Here is a 24,049-nt window from a genome sequence, read left to right on the forward strand (position 1 = left end):
GTATTTCTTTCTATACATTATTATTCTTTGGATAGTTGGTAGCCTATTAAATCCACCAGCATCTGCTACTATATTCTGGGAAGAATATTTATCTTACTTTTTTGTAGCTATTTTTCTTACATTTACCATGTTAAATAACCCTTTTACGTCAAATAGTTTTTCGTATGAAACTTTGAGTTTGCTCTTGCCTATTAAAAAATGGCAAATTATAATTAGTCGATTTTTAAAAGACGGATTTTTGTTGCTAATATTTCAATTTATTAGTCTGATTGGATATTTATTTATAGTTAATATTGATTCTTCTTACCTTATACATGAGTTTAACAGCAAACTTTTGTCATATATATTTACGGAATTTGTTATGATAACAGTTCTTCAGCCTGTTTTTATTGCATTTAGAAAATCAGCTCAAAAAAACTTGTATACAATATTTCTTCTGTTTTGTTTTTACTTCGGAGTACCTTTTATTTTTTCTGAACCTTTGCAAATTCTGTATCATAAAATTAAAATTTTTGAATCAATATGCATACTGACAGCTGTTTCGCTTGCATATATTGCTGTATTGATGGTTATTTCATTTATTATTTCATACAGAATTCTTTCAAACAGTGATTTTTAAAATAAATCCTAAAGGAGCGAGGTTAAAAATGCTTGTTTACTTTAAATTATTCAAAAAGAATAAGATTATTCCATGTGTTGTTTTTCTTATTCTTCTTTTGTTTATTGCCCTGCTTATTAATAAAACAGGTAAAATTGATACTTTTATATTTTTTGCAACTATTTATAGCATGTTCATTTTAGTAATGCTGCTTACAATAAAATCAAGTTTTTTTGCTCAAAATACAAAACTCCGTGAAATGTATGGCAGTATATCTTATGCTTCTCTGCTCTTTTTACTGCCTATTAAAAGAAATAAGATTGTTGCTTTGGAGCTTATTTCAGATGTTATTCTAATCTTGATATATATTCTCTTTCTTAACATCGGAATGTTAATCTTAAAAGTGTTTAATTTAACCCACTCATACATTTTCATTTTATCTTTCTTCTGGATTTTCTCTATTGTACTTGTATGGTATTCTATCTGTACTATCCTATATTCACTGCTCTACTTTATTAAAAATTCAAATTTCCAAACAATTTATAACACTATTGTAAACTTTATAATAATATTAGCTGCTTACATACCTTTCTGGTTTGGTCTTCGTCTTTCAGAAATTCATAAAAGAGAGGAAAAATTTATTACAAATTTATATACAAACCATAAAAGTGCTTTAATAGTCTTATTTGTATCAATAATACTGTTTTTAATTTCATTCATTGTAAACAAAGCTGCAATTTACAGGCGAGAAATCTAAACTGCTTTTTATAAATTTACAGCGGAAAAGTTATGTATAACGTGAGGTGAAATAAATGCATAAATTTATGCCTCATCCAAGTGAGATTAAAATGCATCTTTTAATTATCGGATTTTTTACAGTCCTCTGGTTTTGTTTAAATTTCTTTCTGTTAAATGATAATAGCAATAATTTTGATAGAAATGCATATTCTGCATTTGTAATTGCATTCTCTCTTCTTATTCCGCAAGTTTTTGTAGTTTCTAAAATAGCTTTATTTTTTGATAAGAGTCCTGTAAAATCTAATTATATATTGGATTCTGTTTTAAAATTTTACTTTTTGTTGCCTGTAAAAAGAAAAACAATTGCTTTTTGGATATTTACCAATGATATTATTTTTTCATTCTTATACTGCTCTGCCTTTTTTATCTCAAGTTTGTTTGCAATTTTTAGCAAACCAAATAGGGTCGAACTTAATATATTTTTGTTTTTCGTTTCACCACTTGCCACTAACTTGTTATCTATTTCATTGTTTTTATTACTTTATTCTTTTCCGCATTTTGTTAAAAACAAAATGTTAAAATCATTATCTGAATTGTTGTATGGACTGTTACCTTTCTTTCTCTTGATTATTCTTATAATAGTATTAGCTTTAGCAGAAACTGCAACAGCATCAAACGACAATTTAATAGCATCTATTGTGAATCTGTACAAAAATAGTCTCTGGTCACTAACATATTTGCTGATTTCGATAATTTTGCTCATCAGTTCATACATCGCTGTTTTTGCTTCATTCTACAGACAGGAGGGGTGATATACAAAAATAGGTGCTTTAACAATTATAAATAGTGCCTATCAAAAATATGTAAAAAGGAGGCTACTTTGTGTATGATTCAACTCATTGAACTTACCAAAGACTTTGGAAAAGTCAGGGCGGTTGACAGGCTATCTTTTACCATCAACAAGGGCGAAATCTTTGGGCTCCTTGGTGAAAACGGAGCTGGAAAGACAACAACTTTAAGGATGCTTGCAACAATGATAAAACCCACACATGGCACTGCTATAATTGACGGACTTGACATCACAAAAGAGCCTGAAAAGGTAAGGCGCAAGATAGGAATTCTCTTTGGGAGTGAAAGTGGGCTATATAGCAGGCTCACTGCAAGAGAGAACATCGAATACTTTGCTACTTTGCACGACATGAAAAAAGATGAAATTAAAAAGCGGATTGATGAGCTTGTAGAAAGGTTTCAGATGCAAGAGTTTATCGACAAGCCTGCTGGTAAATTCTCAAAAGGTATGAAACAGAAGGTGTGTTTTGTGCGTTCTATCATCCATGACCCTGATGTAATGCTTTTTGATGAGCCAACAAACTCTTTGGACGTCACAAGCGCAAAAGAGGTGCATGACTTTATCAGGCTTTGCAAACAAGAAGGAAGGACTATCATCTTTTCAAGCCACACAATGAGTGAGGTCGAAAAGCTTTGTGACAGGGTTGCAATAATACACAAAGGAAAGCTTGTTGCAATTGGCACAATTGATGAGATAAAGCAAAGATTTTCTGGAGCAAGCTTTGAAGATGTATTTATTAGATTGGTAGGTGATAACAGATGAGAATAAATATGAAGCATGTGTGGATTGTATTTAAAAAAGAATTAAAGGATGCTTTTAGAGACAGACGCGCTCTTTTTATGAACTTCATCCTGCCCATACTTACAACACCCCTTATGCTTCTTGTGATAATCTATGCAACTAAGTCTGCATATGAGGTTAAACCTGAAAAAACAAAGATTTGTATCATGGGTGAGCAATATGCAAAACAACTTGTTGACTTAATCAAAAACTCTCAGTTTGACATTGTTCAATCTTCAAATCCAAAGAAGGATTTGCAAGATGGAAAAATTAAGGCAGTGATTGAAATTCCACAAAATTTTTCTGACCATCTTTCAAAAGAAAAGCAGGTTAATATAAAGATTTTAGTTGATGGGTCTGATTCAAAATCATCAAATGTTGGTTTAATATTGAGCGAAATCATAACTGACTACGCAAAAAACATAACAAAACAGAGGCTTTTGTCCAAAAATATCAACCCTGAAATTATTGAGCCTATTGTCATTACAAAAGAAAACGTTGCACCACCCCGCAAAATGGCGTTGTTTTTGCTGGCAATACTTGTCCCTATGTTTGTAGTGCTCAATACCTCACTTGGTGGCATTAATGTTGCTATTGACATAACAGCTGGTGAAAAGGAAAGGGGAACTCTTGAGCCACTTTTAACAACTGCTGCATCACGCATCTCACTTGTAACAGGCAAATACATATCAGTTTCAATCATGGCAATAATAAGCGGAGTTACCTCACTAATAGGGCTTGGACTTACATTTTGGTTTTTGCCGTTGGCCTTTGGAGAAAATGCAACAAAAGAATTGGGAGATATAGCAGCCCTTGCCCTTCCTGCATCTATTTACTTTGTAATGTTTATTGTTGTGGTGTTGACAGCTATAATTTTCAGTGCAGTTGAAGTTGCCATTGCCTCATATGCAAGGTCGTTCAAAGAGGCTCAAACTTATCTTACACCTATTACCTTTTTGGTGCTAATCCTCGCTTACTTCACAATGTATAAAACACCAAATGACTTGGTAGGTTCTTACTTTATCATACCGCTTATCAATTCACTTGCAATATTTAAAGAGCTAATATATGGAATCATAAATATTCAGCACTTGTTATTATTCATAGTTTCTTCAACTGTATATCTTGTTGCCTCTATTATATTTGCTTCAAAGATGTTTGAGAATGAAAAGGTGCTGTTTAGAAGCTGAAAATAAACAAAATGGGCCTGTGCTAAAGCCTAAAAGCACAAGCCCATTTTTCTTTTTTACATTTTTATCTCTTTGCTAAATACTTTCTTATATCAAGTGCAACTGCAACAACTATTATAAGACCTTTTATAATCAGCTGCCAGTAAGGATCAACACCAATAAATGTAAGACCATAGTTTATAACACCAAATATCAAAACACCTGCTAAAACACCAGGCACTGTTCCAATTCCACCTGTTGTTGAAACGCCACCAACAACGCAGGCTGCAATAGCGTCAAGCTCGTACATGTTACCATAGTTGTTTGTTGCACCGCCAGTTCTTGCAGCCTCTAAAACACCTGCTAAGCCATATAAAAGTCCTGCAAATGCATAGACAAATATCAATACCTTTGCAACATTTATACCAGAAACCCTTGCAGCATTGACATTACCACCGACTGCATAGATACTCTTTCCTATGCTTGTCTTGTTAAGTATCACCCATACAACTATTGCAACAACCAAAGCTATTATCAAAATATATGGTATTGAATACTCACCTGAAATTCCAATATAACCTGTACCTAAGTTTGTAAAGTCAGACCTTAAACCACCGATTGGCTGTGAGTTGTTTGGCGGAAGGTTAAAATACAGTGAGTTTGCGCCATAGATGATTACCATTGAACCCAAAGTCGCAATAAACGGTGGTAAGCTCAAACGCGAAATTACTATACCATTTAAAAGCCCAAACAATAAAGTAATTACAATTGCAATTAGTATAGGAACTATCAGTGGTAGCTGTGGAAGGTCGGGAAAGAACCTTCTTGCATAGTCAGCAGTTTGAAGCATTGACGCAGACACAACAGCAGCTAAACCAACGGCTCTTCCTGCTGACAAATCAACCCCGCCAGTGATTAATACTAAGCTCATACCAAGTGCAATTATTGCTCTTGTTGATGACTGAAGCAATATGTCTCTAAAACATCTCCAAGATAAAAAGTCAGGGCTTATAAAGGCAATCACAATTATGAGGGCAAGTAGAATAAAGTAGATTGCATTTTGTGATACTATTTGTCTTATTCTCTTTGCCGATGTCATTTTGAAGTTGACCTCCTCAAAAATAATTTAAGCTGAGAATCTTGTTGCAAGTCGCATGATTTCTTCTTCTGTTGCATCTTTTCGCTCCAAGATACCAGAAACTCTACCTTCACACATGACAAGGATTCTGTCAGACATTCCTAAAAGTTCTGGCATCTCAGAAGAAATCATGATAATGCTTTTTCCTTCTGTTGCAAGTTGATTTATGAGATTGTAAATTTCATACTTTGCACCAACGTCAATTCCCCTTGTTGGCTCATCTAAAAGAAGAATTTCTGGTTCTGTCAAAAGCCAGCGTGCAATTAATACTTTTTGTTGGTTTCCACCAGAGAGATTCTTTATCTGTGTTTTATATGAAGGTGTTTTTATTTTCAAAACCTTAATAAAGTTTTCGGTGTCCATCACTCTTCTCTTGTCATTCAAAAGTCTAAAACCATTTAGATATTTCCTGAGACTTGCCAATGTTGTATTTTCTAAGATGTTAAGTTCTGGAACAATTCCTGTGAGCTTTCTATCTTCTGTTAAAAGTGCAATCTTGTTTTTGATTGCATCCTGTGGGCTTTTTATAACAACTTCCTTTCCTTTTATGTATATCTTCCCTTCTTTAATGCTTCTTAGCCCAAATATAGCTTCAATCAGCTCTGTTCTCTGAGACCCAACAAGTCCGCCAATCCCTAAAATTTCGCCTTTTCTCAGTTCAAATGAAACATTCTTAAATGATTTAGGATGAACAGATGTCAAATTTTCAACCCTCAAAATAACCTCTGAGGGCTTGTTTGTCTTTTGTGGGAACCTGTCTGACATCTGGCGTCCAACCATGTTTGCAATCATCATATCAGGTGTGAGCTCTGATATATTCCACGAACCAACCACTTTACCATCTCGCATGATTGTCACTTCATCTGCTATCTCAAATATCTCTTCAAGCTTGTGAGAGATATATATGATTGAAACACCTTTTGATTTTAGGTCTTTTATTATCCTAAAAAGATGCTCAACCTCGTTTTCTGTCAAGGAAGATGTTGGCTCATCCATGACAATAACTTTTGAGTTGTAAGATACAGCCTTTGCAATCTCAATAAGCTGAATTTTAGAAACAGAAAGCTGGCCCACAATTGCCTTTGGGTCAACATCTATCTCAAGTCTTTGCAAAAGTGCTTTTGTGTCTTCGTACATCTTCTTGTGGTCAACAAACCTAAAAGGCCCCGCATTTATGTGAGGAAATCTGCCAAGCCAGATGTTCTCCATCACATTTCGCTGAGGAACTGGCTGAAGTTCTTGGTGGATCATTGAAATCCCAAGCTTTATAGCGTCAATCGGACTTTGAATGTGAACATGCTGACCATCTAATATGATCTCACCACTGTCAGGCTTGTAAATTCCAAATAGGCACTTCATCAATGTGGACTTCCCCGCACCATTTTCGCCCAAAAGCGCATGAACAGTCCCTTTTTTTATCTTTACTGTAACATTGTCAAGTGCTTTAACACCTGGAAATTCCTTTGTAATGTTATTCATCTCTAAAATATACTCTGGTCTTCCCATAGCAATACACCTCTTGAAACAATTTTCCGTCAAAAAAAGCAATTCAAAATTACCGCCACCTTGCCATCTTCTAAATAGGCTCTTTGACAAGGTGGCGGCTTTAGTTTCTATGCTTTACTGTTCATTTACGTATTTTTTCATCTCTTCTAAGTTATCTTTTGTAACCTTCTGATATGGTACCCAGATGTACTTTCCATCTGTGATGTCAAACCCAACATTTTCTTTTGTTGGTTTTTCACCTTTTGCAAGTACATATGCCAAGTTAAATGTAGCTTTGCCTTGCGCCTTTGCGTCATTCAAAACTGTACCCAAGAGTGTACCTTCTTTAAGTGCCTGAAGTCCTGGAGTTGTTGCGTCAACACCAACAACAGGAATATACTTTCCATTCTTGAAATACCCTGCTGCTTTGAGAGCTTCAATTGCACCAAGTGCCATGTCGTCATTATTGCAGAAGACTGCTTCAATCTTGTCACCAAATGATGCTAAAAACGCCTGCATCTTTTCCTGGCCTTTTACCCTGTCCCACATAGCTGTGTCTTGAGCGAGGCATTTTACCTTGATTCCAGCTGCTTCAACTGCCTTGATTGAATACTCTGTCCTCAAGATTGCATCCTGATGACCAGGCTCACCGGTAATCATAACATATTCCATAATGCCATTATGGTTTTTGTCAGCTTCTGGATGAGACTTCCAATATTCCGCCATAATCTCACCCTGAAGTGTACCAGACTGTTCTGCCTTTGCACCTACGTAATATACTTTGTCCCATTTTTTCATATCCTCTGGAAGCGGCTCTCTGTTGAAGAACACAACTGGGATATTTGCTTGCTTTGCCTTGTCAATTAAAACACCTGCTGCTGTTCTGTCAACAGGATTGATTGCTAAAGCATCAACCTTTTTTGTAATAAATAGGTCAATCTTGTCATTTTGAGTTGACTGAGAGTTTTGGCTGTCAACAAAGTCAAGCTTTGCTTTGTCCTGTCCCTCTTTTGCTATTGCATTTCTGACACCTGTCATGAATGTGTCATCAAACTTGTAGATCGCAACACCAATATAGGGCTTTTTCTCTTCTGATGTTGTACCAGATGAGCTTTCACCGCTGCTGCTACTCTTTTTCCCACATCCAGTTAAAACAAGAGAAATTGCTAATACCAAAGATACTACAGCTATCCAGAATTTCTTTTTGTTAAACATTTACCAAAACCTCCCTATAATATTTAATTTTGATTATGAGATTTTGATTTCACCAATAAATTTAAACTAAAATCTATAATATTTCACTGTGCTTTTTTGTTCATTTTTTATTCATATGTACAAATAATTTCTAAGCTGTACTGCAATTTTTTGTGCTCAATTTTTTACTATTTATTGTTGTTTAATTCTTAAAACATAGATGATAAAATAGTTTGTAAAGGAGAGTGTAAAAAAATGACCTTTGCAAAAAAGTCCATATTCAGATACTTGCTTTTGACAGCTGCAGCTGCGCTTGCTTTGATTTTGTTGTGGCTTTCTATAAGTGATATTTTGCTTCTTAAGAGAATCAGCAATATAAATAATTTTTCACAGAATAATTATACAAGTTGTGCAGTTATACTGCCTAAAAATGAAATGTATTGGAAAGAATTTTTAGAGGAATTTGACCAATTCGCTCAATCACAGAAGGTGCTAACAGAGACCATCTTCTATGCAACAGAATCTGAGGAAGCGTTTGGACTAAAGCTTGCTCTTTTTTCTAAGTTTGACTTTGTAATCATTTGCGATCTTTTTAACTCACCTGAAATCAAGAGACTTATAGATGATCTTCAAAATCAAGGGATAAAAATAATTTCTATTTTAAATAGAAATCTAAAAGATTATTTTGACATTACAATTGGATTTGACTATCTTCAAAAAGGAAAGATTGTTGCTCAGAATATAAAAAAGCTTGCTGAACAAAAGGGAATTTATGACGTAAGAATTGCGCTTATAACAAACACAATAAACCAGAAAGTTGCAGACAATTTTGAAGCAGAAGGAATAAAAAGTTACCTAAAGCAATATGGAGTCCAGTTTTCAATAGATTCATTTGTGATAGAATACGGGAATGCAAAATCTGAAAAGCTTCTTCACAGAATAATAACAAACCCCAAATACAACTGCTATTACACAACAGAAGAACTTGAAACCTTTGCTTTTATAGACAGTCTTGTTAAAAACCCAAAAGACACAAGCTTTCTCTTTATTGGCACAGGCGATGATTCAAGACTTCTAAGATACAGAGATGAAGGGCTTATAGATTGCCTTATCATGCCAAACTATGATGAGCTTGCGATAAGGTCTGTTTTGACAATAAAGGATTTCGAAAAGATTCATTTTAAAAAGCAGTTTATACCAACTTCAATAATAGTTAAATAGGCTGGTGAGTAAAACTATGCTTTTTTCACCATTTAAAACTTATAGAGCAAAGCTAATGTTTTTTATTGTAACGTTTATCCTCACAACAGTGGCTATAAACCTTCTTATTCAGCTGAACGTAAATTTTCTTCATAACTACTTTGATAAAACATACCATAACATTGAGAGTATAAATACAATTACAACCAACTTCAATACAATTAGCAAAAGCATACAAACCTACGTAATCTCTGGTGATTCAGATTCAATATTAAATGTATATGATAGTCTAAACTCAATCGCCCATGAACTAAACCAAATAACATGCCAGAACGAAGATGAGGTTGTATTCAAAAGAAGTATTGCCAATATCTATACAACAATAAGTAGCAACATTGACATGGTAATACTTTTTAAAAAGCAAGGAAAGGACTATACACAAAAGCTCTCTGATACTATTGAAAGCTTAGAGTACGCAAATTATTTTTTGCAAAAGCTCACACAAAGCAAGATAAACTACAGTGTTGAGTACTACAATAGCCTAAAAGACTCTATAAGAAAGATTACAAACACAAACTATATTGTTATAATTTTGTGGTTTATATCCTCAATCTTTATAAGCCTTGTGTTCACAAAAGAGCTGACAGATCCAATCTCAAGGCTTGCCAAATTCTCAAACAGGGTTGCAAATGGTGAGCTAAACTTTACCATACCCAAGGTTGAACCAACTGATGAGCTTGGAATCTTGAACAACTCATTTTCTGACATGCTTGAAAATATAAAAGATATGCTAAAAAAGCTTGAAGACAAGGCTGAGCTTGAAAAAGAGCTTGCACAAAAAGAGATTGAAACAGTAAGATACCAGCAAGCCCTGCAAGAAGCAGAATTAAAAACTCTTCAGGCTCAGATAAACCCTCATTTTTTGTTCAACACATTAAATACCATTACTCAAATTGCCATGTTTGAAAACGCTCAAAAGACATATGATATGCTAATTAAAACTTCAAACTACCTAAGATATTGTGTACAGAATATAAATAAGCTTGTGACAATTGGTGATGAGATTGAAAATGTAAAAAACTATCTTTTTATTCACAATATAAGATTTGGAAACAAAATAAGCTTAGAAGTGGATGTTGAAAAAGATGTGGAAAGTGCAAAGATTCCAAGCATGATATTCCAGCCAATTGTCGAAAATTCTATTGTCCATGGGTTTGCTAAAAAAAGTGAAGGTTTGATTAAGATTGTTGCAAAGAAGGAAAATCAAAGCTATATAAAGATTCACATAATAGACAATGGAAGCGGGATTGAACCATATGTTTTAGAAGAGCTTACCAAAAAGTCTTACGTATCTAAGACCTCGACAGGAATTGGACTTGAAAATATCACAAAAAGGCTTGAATTTTTCTTTGCTATTAAAAACCCCATAAGTATTGACTCTCAGCTAAATATTGGAACTACTGTAACAATTCTCATTCCTTATGTAAAATAGCTTAACAGTAATTAAAATGAAAGGGCGATGATTTTGATATGATGAAGATCTTAATATGTGATGATGAGGCAATTGTAATTGAGTCGATCAAATATATATTGCAAAAGAATTTTTCAAACATTGAGATAGAGACAGCATCAAGTGGAGATGAAGCTTTGCAAAAGCTAATACTTCAGAGCTTTCACCTTGTCTTTATAGACATTCAAATGCCTGATATGAGTGGCATTGAGGTAATGGAGGAATATAGAAAGATAAAAAAAGAATTTTTGCCACTTTTTGTGATAATATCTGCACATGACAGATTTGAATATGCAAGAAAATCTGTTGAACTCGGAGCATATTCTTATATTCTAAAACCTTATTCAATTGCTGATATTGTGGATGTGACAAGAAAAGCATTTGATGAAATAGACAAGATTCTTTCAAAGCAGTTAGAAGAGATAGAGAGAAAAAAGAAGATAAAAGCTATGCAAAGCATAATTGAAAACGGGTTTGCTTTTTTGCTGCTCAATGGCAAGCTTTTTTCGGATTTCAGTATAAAACAGCTTGAACAAATCCTCGATGTTCAAAGTCTTAAAAGTGGATTTGTTGCAATTGTTAAAATATCCCAACAGAATGCGATAAACAGTATTGATTTGTTGAATGATGTAAAAAACGAACTAAAATCAGCATTTTCACACAGATGCGTTATCTCGTTTTTATCTGCAAATTCTCTCCTATGCATTTTTACCTCAGAAGACCCAGACTATAAAAATGCTCTAAAAGACAGAATACTCAAAATTGCTAAGGCTAAGGTAGATAGCGATATAGAAGTTGGAATTAGCAGTCTTTCCAACCTATATGAAGACTTTGAAGACGCATTTTATGAAAGCTACAGCAATCTAATCAGCGAAAGTGATAATGAGATAACAGACCTTTATTTAGACTTAGAGCTTCTTGAAAAGAAAATCTTGAATGTACTTTTAAAAACTTCAGGTTTTTCTCAGGTTCAAGACCAGATTTCCGAGCTTATTAAAAAATATATTGAGGCTTATGGCTCAAATCAAGCAAAATACAAAGTCATTTTGTTTGTAATCCAGCTCTTGATTGAGGCCAATATCAAGGAAAACCCAAAGCTCATGTTAGCAGTCGAGAGGTTTATAAAAGAGATAACCGCACAAGATGCACAAAAAGATATTGTCCAAAAATCTCTTGATGTCATTGCCGCAATTGTAAGTGAAACTTCTTTGCAAAAAAGGTCGCTTAGCTCTAACAGCATAATCTCCCAGGCAGTTGAGTATATAAATAAGAATTTTACCAAAAATATCTCCTTAGAGGAGATGAGCAAATTTTTAAATGTGAGCCCATATTATTTTAGCAAGATATTTAAAAAGTCGATGGGAATAAACTTTAAAGAATATCTCATAAAGCTAAAAATTGAGCATGCTCAAAAGCTTCTTAAAGAGACAAATATGCCAATAAAAGAGATAGCATATGAGGTAGGATTTGATGACCCAAACTATTTTATAAAAGCATTTAAAAAGTACACAGGCACAACTCCTGCAACTTTGAGATCTTCCCAAAAATAAATAAAAGTGAGGCAAAAGAAAAATGAAAATTCTTTCGAGAGACAAAAGGTTGATTTTTGTCATATTAATAGTTTTACTGATTGTAGTATCAATCGGGGTTATTTGGGTTTTAGCAAGGCATGTATATTCTTATAAATCTAAAAAGCAGCAAAGACCGCCCATCAAAATTGGGTTTGCTATGAGTACTCTAAAAGAAGAGAGATGGTTTTTTGATAGAAAATATCTAATAGATGCTGCAAAGAAGAAGGGATTTGAAGTTGAGTGGACAAACGCAAACGAAAATGATTCAACTCAATTTCAGCAGGTAAAATACCTTCTCGCAAAAGGGATAGATGTGCTTATAATTGTACCAAGCAGCTTTGATGGAGCAAAAAGAGCAATAGAGCTTGCAAAACAAAAAAACATTCTTGTAATTTGTTATGACAGAATTGCTATGAATGCTGATATTGACGCATACGTGAGCTTTGACAACATAGAGGTAGGTAGAATAATGGCAAAACATCTTTTAAAAAAGGTACCTCAAGGAAATTACGTATTCATTTTGGGAAATCCTAAGGACTACAACACTGCTTTGATTCGGCAGGGGTATAAAAAGGTATTAGACCCTTACATCCAAAAAGGGAAAATCCACATCCTTCTTGAGGATTACTGCTATAAGTGGAAAAAAGAATACGCCTATGAGTACATTGCAAAGCTTCTTCAGGCTGGTAAGAAAATTGATGCTATCTTAGCTGAAAATGATTCTCTTGCCGAGGGGGCTATCTCTGCACTTGCTGAGAAAAAATTAGCTGGTAAAGTCCCAGTTGTTGGGCAGGATGCAGAACTTCCTGCTTGTAAAAGGGTAGTCAGCGGTCTTCAGTCCATGACAGTTTACAAACCTGTCAAAAAGCTTGCTGATTTGACCGTAAAGATTGTGGAGCAGCTGGTCAAAAACGGTACTTTACCTTATACTAAAACCTATTTTAATAATGGCTATAAAATGGTCCCTGCTTATTATATTAAGCCAATTGAAGTTACTCGAGAAAATATAATTGCAACTATTGTAAAAGATAAATATCATAGTTATGAGGAAATATTTAAATAAAATCTTTTTGCATTAACGTATATCGAGGGGATAGCAAATGCATAAAAAACTTTTCATAGGAACATCTGGTTGGTCATACTCTCATTGGAATGAGATTTTTTATCCCGCCACTCTGCCTTATGAAAAAAGGCTGGAGTTTTATGCAAAGCATTTTGCTACTTCTGAAATAAATTCTTCTTTTTATCACCTGCCACAGGATAAAACAATAATTAAATGGTATAGTTCCACCCCAGAAGGCTTTGTATTTTCGGTCAAAGCTCCACGAGTTATAACACATATAAAAAGACTCAATGATGTAGAAGAAGAATGGGAAAAATTTAAAAAGAGAATAGATTTATTAAAAGAAAAACTCGGGCCTATCCTTTTACAATTTCCTCCAAGCTTTAAGAAAGACGAAGAAAATTTGCAAAAATTAATAAACTTTTTAAGAGGAAAAGAAAAGTACAGATTTGCTTTGGAATTCAGGCATAAAAGCTGGTGCGATGAAGAAGTTTATGAGATTTTGAAAAGTTTGAATGCAGCTTGGACAATAGCAGACTCATCACGCTACCCCAAGGCAAAAGTTGTAACAGCAGATTTTTGTTACATTAGAATGCACGGCCCACAGAGTCTTTACAGTTCAAGCTATTCAGATCAGCAGCTAAAAGACTTAGCAAACGAAATAATGCAATATGCGAAAGTTTGCAATGAGATTTACGTATATTTTAACAACGATGTTAATGGCTGTGCAGTGAAGAATGCTAAGACTTTGATGGAGTTTACCTCAAATATACTTTGATTCCCAAAATTAAAGGTGGGCTTTCAACACCCACCCACTTTAAATTTATTTTTCCAGAACAATAGTTGATATAGACCTTGCTGGGGAGTTTCCACAGAATATTTTATCTTCAATGACCATATTAAACTCTATTTCCTCTGGGTTTTTATTTAACACAACCACCGCCAAAGTATCATCCCCATTCTTTGCTGCCAAAACCTCAAGTCTTGAACTATTGCAGCTGCTTTTGACTACTTTAGCTCCCGGTTTTATGAATTTAGAAAAATGCCCTATATAATAATACGCATTTTGATAATAAATCTTTTTCTGGTCTTTATCAACAATTATCGGTGCGTCACAAAAGTTTCCAACATGATTAGGACCTCCAACTGTGTCAAGAACAATATTCCAATCCATAAATCCAATTGTGTAGCTGTTAAAATCACCAATTATCTCATGAGCATACCTTTCTCCAAGCTCCCAAGAACCAAGCTTTACTCCACCTTCCTGACAACCTTCGGTAAACACCAAATTTACATCAGGAAACTCTTCTTTTACTTTTTTGAGCTGGTCAAAATGGTCTCCTCCATACCAGTGGAATGCAACTCCCCATACAAATTTTGCAGCTTCTTTGTCACTCAAAATTGTTTTTACCCTCTCATATATGATGTCTTTGTTGTGGTCCCATATAAGTATTTTTATATGGGAAAGCCCTTCTTCTTCAAGAGTTGGTCCTAAGTAATCCTTCACAAAATCTCTTTCCTCTTCAGCTGTGTATATGCACGACTCCCACACTTGAGTTGCCATTGGTTCATTTTGAACTGTCACTGCCCATATATCAATCCCTTCCTCTTGATAAGCCTTTATAAACTTACAGAAAAACCTTGCCCATGTTTTTTTATACTCATCTTTTAGTTTTCCACCATGGCACATATCACCGTTTGTTTTCATCCACGCAGGCGGACTCCATGGTGAAACGAGAATTTTGAGGTCTGGACAATATTCCTTTATCCTTTTTAAAAGAGGAATTACCATCTTTTTGTCTCGTTCAATGTTAAAGTGTTTTAGCTCTATATCGCCTTCAACATCATCACAGCTGTAGGTACTTATACAAAAATCACAGCTGTTCATGTGGATTCTACAGAGTTTGTAGCCAAGCCCCTTTTCAGGGTCAAAGTACCCTCTTAAAATCTCCTCTTGCTGGTGTGGCAAAAGTGATATTATATTTACCGCGGCAGCTTCAGTGAGTGCTCCACCAAAGCCTATTACCTCTTGAAATGTAGTGGATGGCTCAATTGTTATTATAACGGACTCCTTTTCTATTTTCTCACACTCTTTTATGTTCTCTACCTGTTGCATTGGAATGCTCTGATCTTTTGCTGTTATGTAACATGCAATTTTTTTAAACATTTTTAATTTGCCTCCCTTTGGATTTCTAATTAAACGAGTTAGAATATATATTCATTCTACTTCAAGAGTTTTTTTGAGTAAATACACTGAATTTTAGAAAAGGTCTCGATTTTGTTGAAAAAAAATAGCCCCCAAGTGCTCAAATTTTTACCCCTTCACAGCACCCAGGGTAACCCCTTTTGTGACCTGTTCGTTCAGGGCAATATACACAATCAATGATGGAAGAGCTACTATTGTCATTACAGCAAACTGGACTGCATAGTTAGATGCATATTGACCTGCAAAGTTGTAGACTGAAAATGGTAGGGTTCTGAACTTGTCGGATGTCAAGTACGTTGCCGCCATAATAAATTCGTTCCATGTATTTAAAAATGTGGTAACGGTTACGGTGACCAGTGCAGGTTTTGAAAGTGGTAGAATAATCTGAAACAGTATCCTAAATATACCGCAACCATCTATGATTGCCGACTCTTCTAAAGCTCGTGGAATACTTCCTATAAACCCCGTCATCAAGAACACTGCCTGTGGCAGCGAAAACGCAACGTATGGAATTATTAGTGCAAAATATGAATCCAGCATATTAAGTTGTCTGAAAATAACAAAGTTGGGCAGAAGCGTCGCATGAATTGGTATCATGAGCCCCAGCAGAACATATGTTAAAACTTTATTGCTCCACTTCCACTCCATCCTTACAAATGCATATCCCATCATCAGAGAAAACAGAACAACAAGCAAAACTGATACAACATTTACAATTATACTATTGATAAAATATTGTGGAATTTTTCCATCTCTCCATGCAAGATAATAATTTATAAACTGTGGCGGGTTGGGAATTTTGAGAATATTTGCTCCATATACATCTCCACTTTTACAAAGCGAAAAATCAACCAGCCAAACAAGTGGAAACAGCTGTCCAATTGAAAATAGTCCCAGCACGACAATAAGCACAATCCTGCTTTTTTTGTTGAAACTACTTTCCCGTGCCACGTCAAAACCTCCCACGTCTTGTTAAAACTCATAATTTTCTGGTTTAAATATCTTCTGGAAAAGAATATTGACAGCCAAACATGCTATAACAAATAGCACTGAAATTGCATTTGCGTAACCATATTGATATGAATTAAATGCACGAATGTAAAGATAGTTGGCTAAAAACTGGCTCGCATCGCCGGGACCACCGTTTGTAGTAAGATAAACTGTTTCCATCTGCTTTAAAGCATATATTATAGCTATTGTAAAATTAACCTTGATAACTGGCTTCAGCAGGGGCACAGTAATCTTTGTGTAAAGCTTAACACCTGTTGCACCATCAATTCTTGCCGCCTCATAAAGTTCTTCTGGTATACCCTTTAGGCCTGCGTAGTAAATCAAAAGTGCCCAGCCAAAACCCTGCCACATACAGATTATAATGACTGATATTAAAGCTGTTTTGGTATCCCCCAGCCATTGCTGTTTCAAAAATCCCAAGCGCAAAAAGTCAAGTATCTTGTTTATAAGCCCATATTGAGGGTCGTACAGACTCACCCACATACGCGATGTTACAACAATTGGTATTACGCAGGGTATAAAGAATATAGTTCTGAAAATTTTTTCTGCTCTGCCGCCAACTTTATCAATTAATATGGCAAACGTAAGAGCTATTGGGTGTTGAACAAATACATATGCCAGAGCAAGAAGTATAGCATTTCTGAGAGATTTCCAAAAGGTGGTGTCTGTAAAGATTACTTTTTTAAAGTTTTCAAAACCTATAAAATTTGGCCTACCAATTCCCGACCAGTCTGTCATTCCAAGATATACACTGAGTATAATTGGAAACAGGATTGCAAACGTGTATATCAACAGTCCCGGCAAAACCAGCAACAAAATGGTTCTTTTGTCTGACAAAACTCTGTGCATACTGTCACCTCTTGTGAATAAAATTCCTGCTCCCAAGACATTCTCTTTAACATCTTGGGAGCAGGTGATTTAATTTTTAGAACTACTTAACTTCTAACTTTGCAAGCTCTTCAATCTTTGCTAAGAACTTTTCGGGTGTAATTGATTTTGCAACAAGCATCTGGCAAAGTGTTTCTGCCTCTGTCTTGAAGTTTGGAGTAAATGCATCCTGCCATACTGTACCGCTGACAGATGTTGCACTGCTAAATATTTGTGTTAGCTTTTTCTGAAGAACTGTCTCTTTTCCTGTCATGAACTTATCCCATGCTTGTCCTGGAACAACAAGTCCCTGCTGCCAACCAATCTTTGCCCATCTTGTTGGATGCATCATGTAAAGAAGAAGTTTCATTGCCTCATTCTTAACCTTTGAGCTCGCAGAAACTGCATAGCCACCGCCGTGCCATGCTAAAATGTCTGTCTTTTTACCCTTGCCACCTGTGATTGTTGGGAAGTATGTCACATCAACGTTCTTCTTGAATGATTCTGAGAAGTTAGAATTTGTAGCCATTCCTACTTCCCAGGAACCCATATAATACATTGCTGCTTTTTCCTGAGCAAACAGATTGTTTGCTGCACCATAGTCTGCTGCAACAAATGCGTCTTGGAATCCACCTACATTTACAAGATTTACAAGATCTCTTGCTGCTTTCAAAAGAATCTGGTTCTTAGCAACTGATTTTTTGGAGATTGCATCATAGATGAGCTTCTGATCTCCGCCTTCTTTCACAACAAGCTCCTGATACAGAATTGCCAGTATCCACTTATCTTTACCGTTTATTGCAATTGGAGCAATGCCATTTTTCCTGAATATTTTTGCTGCATTCAAAAGCTCACTAAATGTTGTTGGAACTTTTACTTTGTACTTGTTGAACAAGCCCTTGTTGTAGTAAAGTACCATGAAGTCTGTATTTCTTGGAAGACCATAAAGCTTTCCATTATACATGAAATCTTTCAAAGAAGAGGTCTTAAACCCATAACCTTTTATTTGGTCAAGCTTTATCTCTGCTGCATAACCTGCTTTCATGACTGGCAAGAAGAATGATGGCTGACCCCATACCATGAAGATGTCTGGCATCTGATTTGTTGCAACATAAACTTTGAATTTCTGCTTGTAAGGCTCATCCTGAAGCGCTTCAACCTTTATCTTGACATTTGGATTTGTTTTCATATAACTGTCAATCAGCATCTGTTCAAGTTTGCCTTGGTTAGACGTCCTATCTGGTAGGTTGGAGAAGAATTTGATTTCTACTGTTTTTTTAGTCGATGCAGAAGCTGTAAAAGTACCTTGAATACCTACAAATAAGCTAACAATAATTACTGTTATAAGTAAAACCGAAACAAATACTTTTAAGGTCTTCTTTGACATCACCTTTTCCTCCTTTTTGCATTTTTCTTATTTAATTTTTAAAGACCTCTCTGGGGCGCCCCAAAATTAAATGTTGGAAATGAATTTTTCTTGGTTAAATTATATCAGCATACATTCACAATTTTAAGGTGACAATCTTTAAATTTGGTTTGTATTTTTTATGGATATTTCAAGTATATATGTTATTAATTGCTATTAAAATTATGATGATTGATAGCAAGATGCATTTCTAAAAAAGAATATCTTGTGAATCTTATATATGAAGTTGTATAATATACTTTGACTTGGAGAATAAAGGCGAATTTAAAAAGAGGGTGTTTTTCTGAAATGCTCTTAAAACTCAAAAATTATTTTTTAAGGCTTAGTATAAAGTACAAGATACTCATTCTCTTTTATAGCATAATAGTAATAACCTCCTTGGTGTTGGCTTTATTCTCATATACTATTTCAACAAACCAGCTTAAAGAAGAGGTAGGAAATCTGCTTTTAAGAGATACAAAAAGAATTGCTGCAAGTATTGATTTCCTTCAAAAAGATGTAAATGAGCTTTCATCCTTTTTGTTCTTAGATCAAAGAATTCAAAACTTTATAAACCCACGTCCAGATTTTACCAAATATTCTTTAGAGCCACTGGCAGGCCTTCTTGCTTCCAAGGATTATATAAGCTTTATTATGCTTTATTCTTTTCAAGGTGATAAATATTATTTTTCAAATGACAATAGCACTGGAGTTGCTGATTTTTATGAACTAAAATCTACAGATTTTTTTAAACAAGTTGTAAAAAACAAAGGTGCACCTATGTGGATAAGTCTAAATAGCTTACCTTTTACCCTAATTGCAAAAAACAATTACCCTAAGATTGCCATGGCAAGGCTTCTTTTAGATTTCAATACCTACGAGCCTGCAGGAGTGCTTATAATATGTATAAACATACCAACCATTGAAAAAATCTATATGGAAGATTTAAAGGAAAAAGAAGCATGTTTTTTTATAGCTGACAGTAGCAACAGAATTATCTCCTTTGAGAGCACAACACCACAGTTTACAGCTACATTCGCTCAGAAGCTTTTGAATAAAAACATCCTAAGTAGAGAAAATGAAATAATCACTGCCAATTCGTCAAAACTTTTAATTACTTCAAGTTATATTCCAACTTCCAACTGGCGGCTTGTGAGCGTCGTTTCGTTAGAAAATGCCATAAATGCTATTAGAAATTCGTTTGTCCTCTTATATATTAGGGTACTTATACTCTGTCTTATTTTTGCTTTTGTAATATCCATGTATTTCTCTTCTATGCTCACAGCTCCCCTCCAGAAACTTGTAAGTTCTATGAAAAAAGTGCGGCAGGGTAACTTTCGAGAACAAGTAAATATTGACCCGCATGCAAGTGATGAAATTGCAATAGTTGTTTCTGAATACAATAATATGGTTGAAAAAATAAATGAATTGATAAACAAGGTATTAAAGTTGGAAATTCACAAAAAAGAAGCAGAACTAAAAGCACTTGAGGCTCAGATAAATCCTCATTTTCTTTACAATACTTTGGATACTATATTTTGGAAAGCCGAAAAATCTCATGATAGTGAAATAAGCGAGATGATTTATTCTCTTTCAAGACTTTTTAGACTTACCTTAAACAGAGGAAGTGAGTTCATTCAGGTAAAAGGTGAAAAAGAATTAATAGAACATTATCTTTTCTTGCAGAGCAAAAGATACAAAAATAGACTTCAGTACTCAATTGAGATTGAGCCTGAAATATTAGACTATTATATCCCTAAATTGATTTTGCAGCCTTTTGTTGAAAATGCAATTGTTCATGGTATGGAAAATTCAACAACCCCAACTTTTATCCAAATAACAGGCAAAAAAGAAGGTGAAAACTTATGCTTTACCATCAAAGACAACGGAATTGGAATGTCGAAAACGCAGCTTGATAGAATCAAAGACCTTTTAGAATCAGGAAAGGAAGCTACTTTTGGATATGCTATCAAAAATGTCAACGAAAGATTAAAACTTTACTATGAAACACACTTCAAATTGAATATACAAAGCCAGCCGGGACAAGGTACAGAAGTAAAATTGATACTTCCTATAGATTATATCTCAGTAGAAAGTTGATTGTAGGAATACTTTGTAAAAAAGGAGATGAAATGGATGACAAAGTTACTTATTGCTGATGATGAGCCAGAGGTAATTGAAGGTATTTCAACTCTTGTTGATTGGGAAAGCAATGGAATTAAGATTGTTGGATGTGCAACAAACGGTGAAGAGGCACTTGAGAAAATTAGGATGCTTTGCCCTGACATTGTTTTGATAGACATTAAAATGCCTAAGTTAGATGGACTGCAAGTAATTGAAAATGCCAAAAAAGAAGGGTATATATTTGAAAGTATAATCTTAAGCGGGTATGATGACTTTTACTTTGCCCAAAAAGCACTTGAGCTAAGGAGTTTAAATTATTTGCTTAAACCTTGCAAACCAAAAGAAGTTTTAGAGGCAGTACTAAAGGCTAAAAATGTCCTCGAAAAAGAAAGGGAAAAAGAGGCTCTGATAAACAGGTTCATAGAATATTACAATGAAACTTTGCCAATTTTAAAAGAGAGAATTCTAAATGAGGTTATATTTGGCATCCGCAGCAAGGAAGAGATAGAAAAGCTTTTTGAAAGGTACAATATAAAACTTTCATCTGGAAAATATTGTATTGCTCTTGCCAAATTTGATATTGAAAATGTATCCGATACTTACCCAACTTCTTTTGTAAAACAAGAAGCGTACACTCTTGCATGTGTTAATTTAATTCAGGAAGAATTAGAGGACTTTAGAGCAGAAGTTTTCAGAGGTAGAAATGAGATAGTTATATTAATTAGCTCAGACTTTGAATTTGATAGAGAAACGATAGATACTATTCTTACAAAAGTCAAAAGAAATGCCAGCGAAAAGCTTGGAGTGAAACTTTACTTTGGAGTTAGCAGATGGGGAGATAAAATTGAAAAAATCAACTCTTTATATGACCAAGCTTTAAATGCTTTAGAGCTCAAATTCTTTGCTGATGATATTGATATTTTACATTATGATGATATTTGCCTCAGCAAAAATACTACTTATTACCCAATCGATGAAGAAAGATCAATAATAAATAGCCTCTTGCTGTGCCAGAAAGATGTTATTAAAGATAAAGTCGAAAGTTTTATAAACTCATTGTATTCTACCAACACATTTAACAAATGGTTTATAAAGTCGGCTGTTTTGGCATTACTGGGCAGCATCATCAAAATCTGCCATGAAAAATGTATTGATTTAAATGATGTAGTAAGCAGCAAGATTTTTGAAAACATTTTAAAAACTGAGAAAAAAGAGCTGCTTAAAGCATCGCTCCTTAGTTTTTTAAATGCAGCAGTAGACAAAATTGATCAGATCGAAAATAAAAATCTAATCGTTAAAGCAGCTATTAGCTTTATTGAAAAAAACTATAACAAGAACATTACATTAGAAAGTGTTGCAAAAGAGGTATATGTAACACCTGCGTATTTGAGCATTCTATTTAAAAGAGAACTGAAAATTAATTTTGTTGATTACTTGCATAAAATCAGAATTCAAAAAGCCCAGGAACTTTTGAAAAATCAAAATTTAAAGACATATCAGGTTGCAAATATGGTTGGCTTTTCTGATGAGAAGTATTTTTCTCAAGTTTTCAAAAAGTATACCGGACTTACACCAAGTCAGTTCAGGGAGAGCCTGCTTTGAAATTTATCATGCCTTATACACAAGCTCTCCCTTAGCATATACCTCTTTTACATTTAAATTCTCATCCATCAATATAAAATCTGCCGAAAATCCTTCTTTTATCGCACCGCACTTAAGTGAAAAAAGTTTTGATGGATTGTAAGTTGCTGCCATGAGAGCATCTTCTAATTTAATTCCGATTTTTACCAAGTTCTTTATTGCCTTATCAATTGTCAATGTGCTGCCAGCAATGGTGCCATCAGTTAATCTACAAATTCCATTTTCAACTTTTACTCTTAGGCTTCCTAAACTGTATTCACCATCACAAAGGTCTGTGGCAGCAATAGAATCACTGATTAGTATAATGTTCTCTGCACCTTTTAGTTTGTATGTAAGTTTAACAATCTCAGGTGACAGGTGAATAAGGTCGCAAATTAGCTCCACTTTAAAATATTGTTTTATTTTCTTTTTTACAAACTTAATTCGATTTTTTTTTTATCATACGTCAAAGTATTTTTAGTACTGAGAATGATTATTTCGTTATAGGTGATATATTCTTATTATTTCATTTATTATGTCTTTGTTTATATATGCACCGCTATTGCTTTGATATCCATCTATTAGCTCTTTTAATTCTTTTTTGCTAATTATTCCCTTCTCAAAAGCAGCACATAAAATGCCCAACGTGCCAGTCGAGTTTATTCCATACTTTTTACAGATTTTTCGTACTGGTTTATCATTTGAAACACAAATAATTTTTTCTTGGAGTGCTATTGAAATTACAAGTCTATCATAAACTGAAAGAGCTTTGAACTTTTTTAGCTCCTGAAAAAAACTATATCCCTCTTCTGTTTCAAGATTTGCAATATCATATCCTAAATCCTTGAGTTTTTTAACAACCTCAGCTGGTAGCTCTTTTGATACAACGAAACCGGAGACAAAGACTTTTGAAAAAACCTGAAGAGGAATTTCAAGATAGCTTAGCCTTTGAAAATCTATTATCACATTTGTATCAAGTATTGCTACTTTATCTATGAGTTTCTTAATCTTCTCTCTCATCCATCATCCACTTCTTTGCGTTCTCTCTTGCTTCTTCAACACTAATCCCAAGAAGTTCTGCCACCTTGTTAATTCCTATTTGTTCCTTCATAAAAAGCATTCTTACTATCTTCTCATGTGCAGTATTTTTTTTGAAGTAAGGCATTGGATCAGGTTCTTTTTTAGAGTAACCTTTCATGTTCAAGTATTTCAGCCATTTTTGATATTCTTTATCACTGATATATTCATAGTCGTTTAAAACATGCAAAAGGGCTTTTAAACTTACTCGCAAATCTTTTTTGATGTATATGAGATCATTCCATGATAACTGACTTTTGAGTAAGACAGAATACTTAGCAAGACTTTTCCGCGGAATCAAAAAATATCCTGCAAATTTGTCAGCAATTTTTTCGTAAATATTCCTGCGAGTAGACTGTAGAATAACTTGTCTGTATTGGTTTCTGTCAAATAAAATGTGAGCATACTCATGAACAATACTAAATATCTTTCTCTCTTCTGGA

At 34.4% G+C, this 24,049-nt stretch carries 21 protein-coding genes; 10 read left to right on the forward strand and 11 right to left on the reverse strand.

What is annotated here, in order from left to right; genetic code table 11:
* Positions 1-647: 647 nt before the first annotated feature.
* A complete protein-coding gene (locus PGC14_RS11365; RefSeq protein WP_271628987.1) occupies positions 648-1,355 on the forward strand; it encodes a hypothetical protein in 708 nt (235 codons plus the stop codon).
* Between the two features lie 522 nt (positions 1,356-1,877).
* On the opposite strand, the gene PGC14_RS11370 is transcribed toward PGC14_RS11365, so the two are convergent.
* Positions 1,878-2,099: a hypothetical protein gene (locus tag PGC14_RS11370; protein ID WP_187147304.1), complete on the reverse strand. Its 222-nt coding sequence runs from the start codon at positions 2,097-2,099 to the stop codon at positions 1,878-1,880.
* Positions 2,100-2,222: 123 nt separating this feature from the next.
* On the opposite strand from PGC14_RS11370, the gene PGC14_RS11375 reads away from it, so the two are divergent.
* Both PGC14_RS11375 and PGC14_RS11380 read left to right on the forward strand, forming a co-directional pair.
* A complete protein-coding gene (locus tag PGC14_RS11375) occupies positions 2,223-2,948 on the forward strand; it encodes an ATP-binding cassette domain-containing protein (RefSeq protein WP_011917999.1) in 726 nt (241 codons plus the stop codon).
* The gene (locus PGC14_RS11380) at positions 2,945-4,156 is read left to right on the forward strand and encodes an ABC transporter permease (RefSeq protein ID WP_271628988.1); all 1,212 of its coding nucleotides are present in this window, start codon (positions 2,945-2,947) and stop codon (positions 4,154-4,156) included. The genes PGC14_RS11375 and PGC14_RS11380 overlap by 4 nt, the downstream gene beginning before the upstream one ends.
* A 64-nt stretch (positions 4,157-4,220) precedes the next feature.
* On the opposite strand, the gene mglC is transcribed toward PGC14_RS11380, so the two are convergent.
* The 3 genes from mglC to PGC14_RS11395 all read right to left on the reverse strand — a co-directional run bounded on the left by mglC (position 4,221) and on the right by PGC14_RS11395 (position 7,973).
* Positions 4,221-5,234: a galactose/methyl galactoside ABC transporter permease MglC gene (gene mglC / locus PGC14_RS11385; protein ID WP_127352801.1), complete on the reverse strand. Its 1,014-nt coding sequence runs from the start codon at positions 5,232-5,234 to the stop codon at positions 4,221-4,223.
* Positions 5,235-5,261: 27 nt separating this feature from the next.
* Positions 5,262-6,779 (reverse strand): sugar ABC transporter ATP-binding protein, encoded by a 1,518-nt coding sequence (locus PGC14_RS11390; RefSeq protein ID WP_271628989.1) that lies wholly within the window; start codon positions 6,777-6,779, stop codon positions 5,262-5,264.
* Positions 6,780-6,893: 114 nt separating this feature from the next.
* A complete protein-coding gene (locus PGC14_RS11395) occupies positions 6,894-7,973 on the reverse strand; it encodes a galactose ABC transporter substrate-binding protein (RefSeq protein ID WP_271628990.1) in 1,080 nt (359 codons plus the stop codon).
* Between the two features lie 234 nt (positions 7,974-8,207).
* On the opposite strand from PGC14_RS11395, the gene PGC14_RS11400 reads away from it, so the two are divergent.
* Genes PGC14_RS11400 through PGC14_RS11420 form a run of 5 tightly spaced genes read left to right on the forward strand, consistent with a single transcriptional unit; the run spans position 8,208 to position 14,074 of the window.
* On the forward strand, positions 8,208-9,173 hold the full coding sequence (locus PGC14_RS11400; protein WP_127352803.1) for a substrate-binding domain-containing protein: 966 nt from the start codon (positions 8,208-8,210) through the stop codon (positions 9,171-9,173).
* Between the two features lie 16 nt (positions 9,174-9,189).
* Positions 9,190-10,644, forward strand: coding sequence for a sensor histidine kinase (locus tag PGC14_RS11405; RefSeq protein ID WP_271628991.1), 1,455 nt, complete (start codon positions 9,190-9,192; stop codon positions 10,642-10,644).
* Between the two features lie 41 nt (positions 10,645-10,685).
* Positions 10,686-12,212, forward strand: coding sequence for a response regulator transcription factor (locus PGC14_RS11410; RefSeq protein WP_271628992.1), 1,527 nt, complete (start codon positions 10,686-10,688; stop codon positions 12,210-12,212).
* Between the two features lie 22 nt (positions 12,213-12,234).
* On the forward strand, positions 12,235-13,296 hold the full coding sequence (locus tag PGC14_RS11415; protein ID WP_271628993.1) for a sugar ABC transporter substrate-binding protein: 1,062 nt from the start codon (positions 12,235-12,237) through the stop codon (positions 13,294-13,296).
* 37 nt (positions 13,297-13,333) lie between these two features.
* Complete coding sequence (locus PGC14_RS11420; protein ID WP_271628994.1) at positions 13,334-14,074, forward strand: DUF72 domain-containing protein; 741 nt, start codon at positions 13,334-13,336, stop codon at positions 14,072-14,074.
* 45 nt (positions 14,075-14,119) lie between these two features.
* On the opposite strand, the gene PGC14_RS11425 is transcribed toward PGC14_RS11420, so the two are convergent.
* The 4 genes from PGC14_RS11425 to PGC14_RS11440 form a co-directional block, all read right to left on the reverse strand.
* On the reverse strand, positions 14,120-15,463 hold the full coding sequence (locus PGC14_RS11425; protein ID WP_271628995.1) for a glycoside hydrolase family 30 protein: 1,344 nt from the start codon (positions 15,461-15,463) through the stop codon (positions 14,120-14,122).
* 147 nt (positions 15,464-15,610) lie between these two features.
* On the reverse strand, positions 15,611-16,453 hold the full coding sequence (locus PGC14_RS11430) for a carbohydrate ABC transporter permease (RefSeq protein ID WP_271628996.1): 843 nt from the start codon (positions 16,451-16,453) through the stop codon (positions 15,611-15,613).
* 21 nt (positions 16,454-16,474) lie between these two features.
* The gene (locus PGC14_RS11435; RefSeq protein ID WP_271628997.1) at positions 16,475-17,362 is read right to left on the reverse strand and encodes a carbohydrate ABC transporter permease; all 888 of its coding nucleotides are present in this window, start codon (positions 17,360-17,362) and stop codon (positions 16,475-16,477) included.
* A gap of 82 nt (positions 17,363-17,444) precedes the next feature.
* Complete coding sequence (locus tag PGC14_RS11440; RefSeq protein ID WP_271628998.1) at positions 17,445-18,767, reverse strand: ABC transporter substrate-binding protein; 1,323 nt, start codon at positions 18,765-18,767, stop codon at positions 17,445-17,447.
* 327 nt (positions 18,768-19,094) lie between these two features.
* Here PGC14_RS11440 and PGC14_RS11445 point away from each other — a divergent pair, with 327 nt between their 5' ends.
* Positions 19,095-20,885 carry a sensor histidine kinase gene (locus PGC14_RS11445; RefSeq protein ID WP_271628999.1) on the forward strand — a complete coding sequence of 597 codons (1,791 nt, stop codon included), beginning with the start codon at positions 19,095-19,097 and terminating at the stop codon, positions 20,883-20,885.
* Between the two features lie 36 nt (positions 20,886-20,921).
* Positions 20,922-22,511, forward strand: a complete 1,590-nt coding sequence (locus PGC14_RS11450; RefSeq protein WP_271629000.1) for a response regulator — start codon at positions 20,922-20,924, stop codon at positions 22,509-22,511.
* Between the two features lie 6 nt (positions 22,512-22,517).
* Here PGC14_RS11450 and PGC14_RS11455 read toward each other — a convergent pair whose 3' ends face one another.
* The 3 genes from PGC14_RS11455 to PGC14_RS11465 all read right to left on the reverse strand — a co-directional run.
* A complete protein-coding gene (locus PGC14_RS11455; protein ID WP_271629001.1) occupies positions 22,518-22,934 on the reverse strand; it encodes an amidohydrolase family protein in 417 nt (138 codons plus the stop codon).
* A 96-nt stretch (positions 22,935-23,030) separates the two neighbouring features.
* Complete coding sequence (locus PGC14_RS11460; RefSeq protein WP_011918025.1) at positions 23,031-23,549, reverse strand: DUF3368 domain-containing protein; 519 nt, start codon at positions 23,547-23,549, stop codon at positions 23,031-23,033.
* The coding region (locus PGC14_RS11465; protein ID WP_271629002.1) for an ImmA/IrrE family metallo-endopeptidase at positions 23,533-24,049 on the reverse strand (517 nt) is incomplete at its 5' end. The genes PGC14_RS11465 and PGC14_RS11460, both read right to left, overlap by 17 nt.

This window comes from Caldicellulosiruptor sp. DIB 104C (genome assembly GCF_028198085.1).
Taxonomy (GTDB): Bacteria; Bacillota; Thermoanaerobacteria; order Caldicellulosiruptorales; family Caldicellulosiruptoraceae; genus Caldicellulosiruptor; species Caldicellulosiruptor saccharolyticus.

Bases quoted from the DNA above. Each gene is read 5' to 3' on its own strand.
- PGC14_RS11435 (WP_271628997.1), bottom strand. From the start codon at position 17,362: ATGCACAGAGTTTTGTCAGACAAAAGAACCATTTTGTTGCTGGTTTTG.
- PGC14_RS11445 (WP_271628999.1), top strand. From the start codon at position 19,095: ATGCTCTTAAAACTCAAAAATTATTTTTTAAGGCTTAGTATAAAGTAC.
- PGC14_RS11370 (WP_187147304.1), bottom strand. From the start codon at position 2,099: ATGAGCAAAATTATCGAAATCAGCAAATATGTTAGTGACCAGAGACTA.
- PGC14_RS11440 (WP_271628998.1), bottom strand. From the start codon at position 18,767: ATGTCAAAGAAGACCTTAAAAGTATTTGTTTCGGTTTTACTTATAACA.
- PGC14_RS11390 (WP_271628989.1), bottom strand. From the start codon at position 6,779: ATGGGAAGACCAGAGTATATTTTAGAGATGAATAACATTACAAAGGAA.
- PGC14_RS11400 (WP_127352803.1), top strand. From the start codon at position 8,208: ATGACCTTTGCAAAAAAGTCCATATTCAGATACTTGCTTTTGACAGCT.
- PGC14_RS11425 (WP_271628995.1), bottom strand. From the start codon at position 15,463: ATGTTTAAAAAAATTGCATGTTACATAACAGCAAAAGATCAGAGCATT.
- PGC14_RS11410 (WP_271628992.1), top strand. From the start codon at position 10,686: ATGAAGATCTTAATATGTGATGATGAGGCAATTGTAATTGAGTCGATC.
- PGC14_RS11375 (WP_011917999.1), top strand. From the start codon at position 2,223: ATGATTCAACTCATTGAACTTACCAAAGACTTTGGAAAAGTCAGGGCG.
- PGC14_RS11380 (WP_271628988.1), top strand. From the start codon at position 2,945: ATGAGAATAAATATGAAGCATGTGTGGATTGTATTTAAAAAAGAATTA.
- PGC14_RS11415 (WP_271628993.1), top strand. From the start codon at position 12,235: ATGAAAATTCTTTCGAGAGACAAAAGGTTGATTTTTGTCATATTAATA.
- PGC14_RS11405 (WP_271628991.1), top strand. From the start codon at position 9,190: ATGCTTTTTTCACCATTTAAAACTTATAGAGCAAAGCTAATGTTTTTT.
- PGC14_RS11365 (WP_271628987.1), top strand. From the start codon at position 648: ATGCTTGTTTACTTTAAATTATTCAAAAAGAATAAGATTATTCCATGT.
- PGC14_RS11395 (WP_271628990.1), bottom strand. From the start codon at position 7,973: ATGTTTAACAAAAAGAAATTCTGGATAGCTGTAGTATCTTTGGTATTA.
- PGC14_RS11450 (WP_271629000.1), top strand. From the start codon at position 20,922: ATGACAAAGTTACTTATTGCTGATGATGAGCCAGAGGTAATTGAAGGT.
- PGC14_RS11460 (WP_011918025.1), bottom strand. From the start codon at position 23,549: ATGAGAGAGAAGATTAAGAAACTCATAGATAAAGTAGCAATACTTGAT.
- PGC14_RS11420 (WP_271628994.1), top strand. From the start codon at position 13,334: ATGCATAAAAAACTTTTCATAGGAACATCTGGTTGGTCATACTCTCAT.
- mglC (WP_127352801.1), bottom strand. From the start codon at position 5,234: ATGACATCGGCAAAGAGAATAAGACAAATAGTATCACAAAATGCAATC.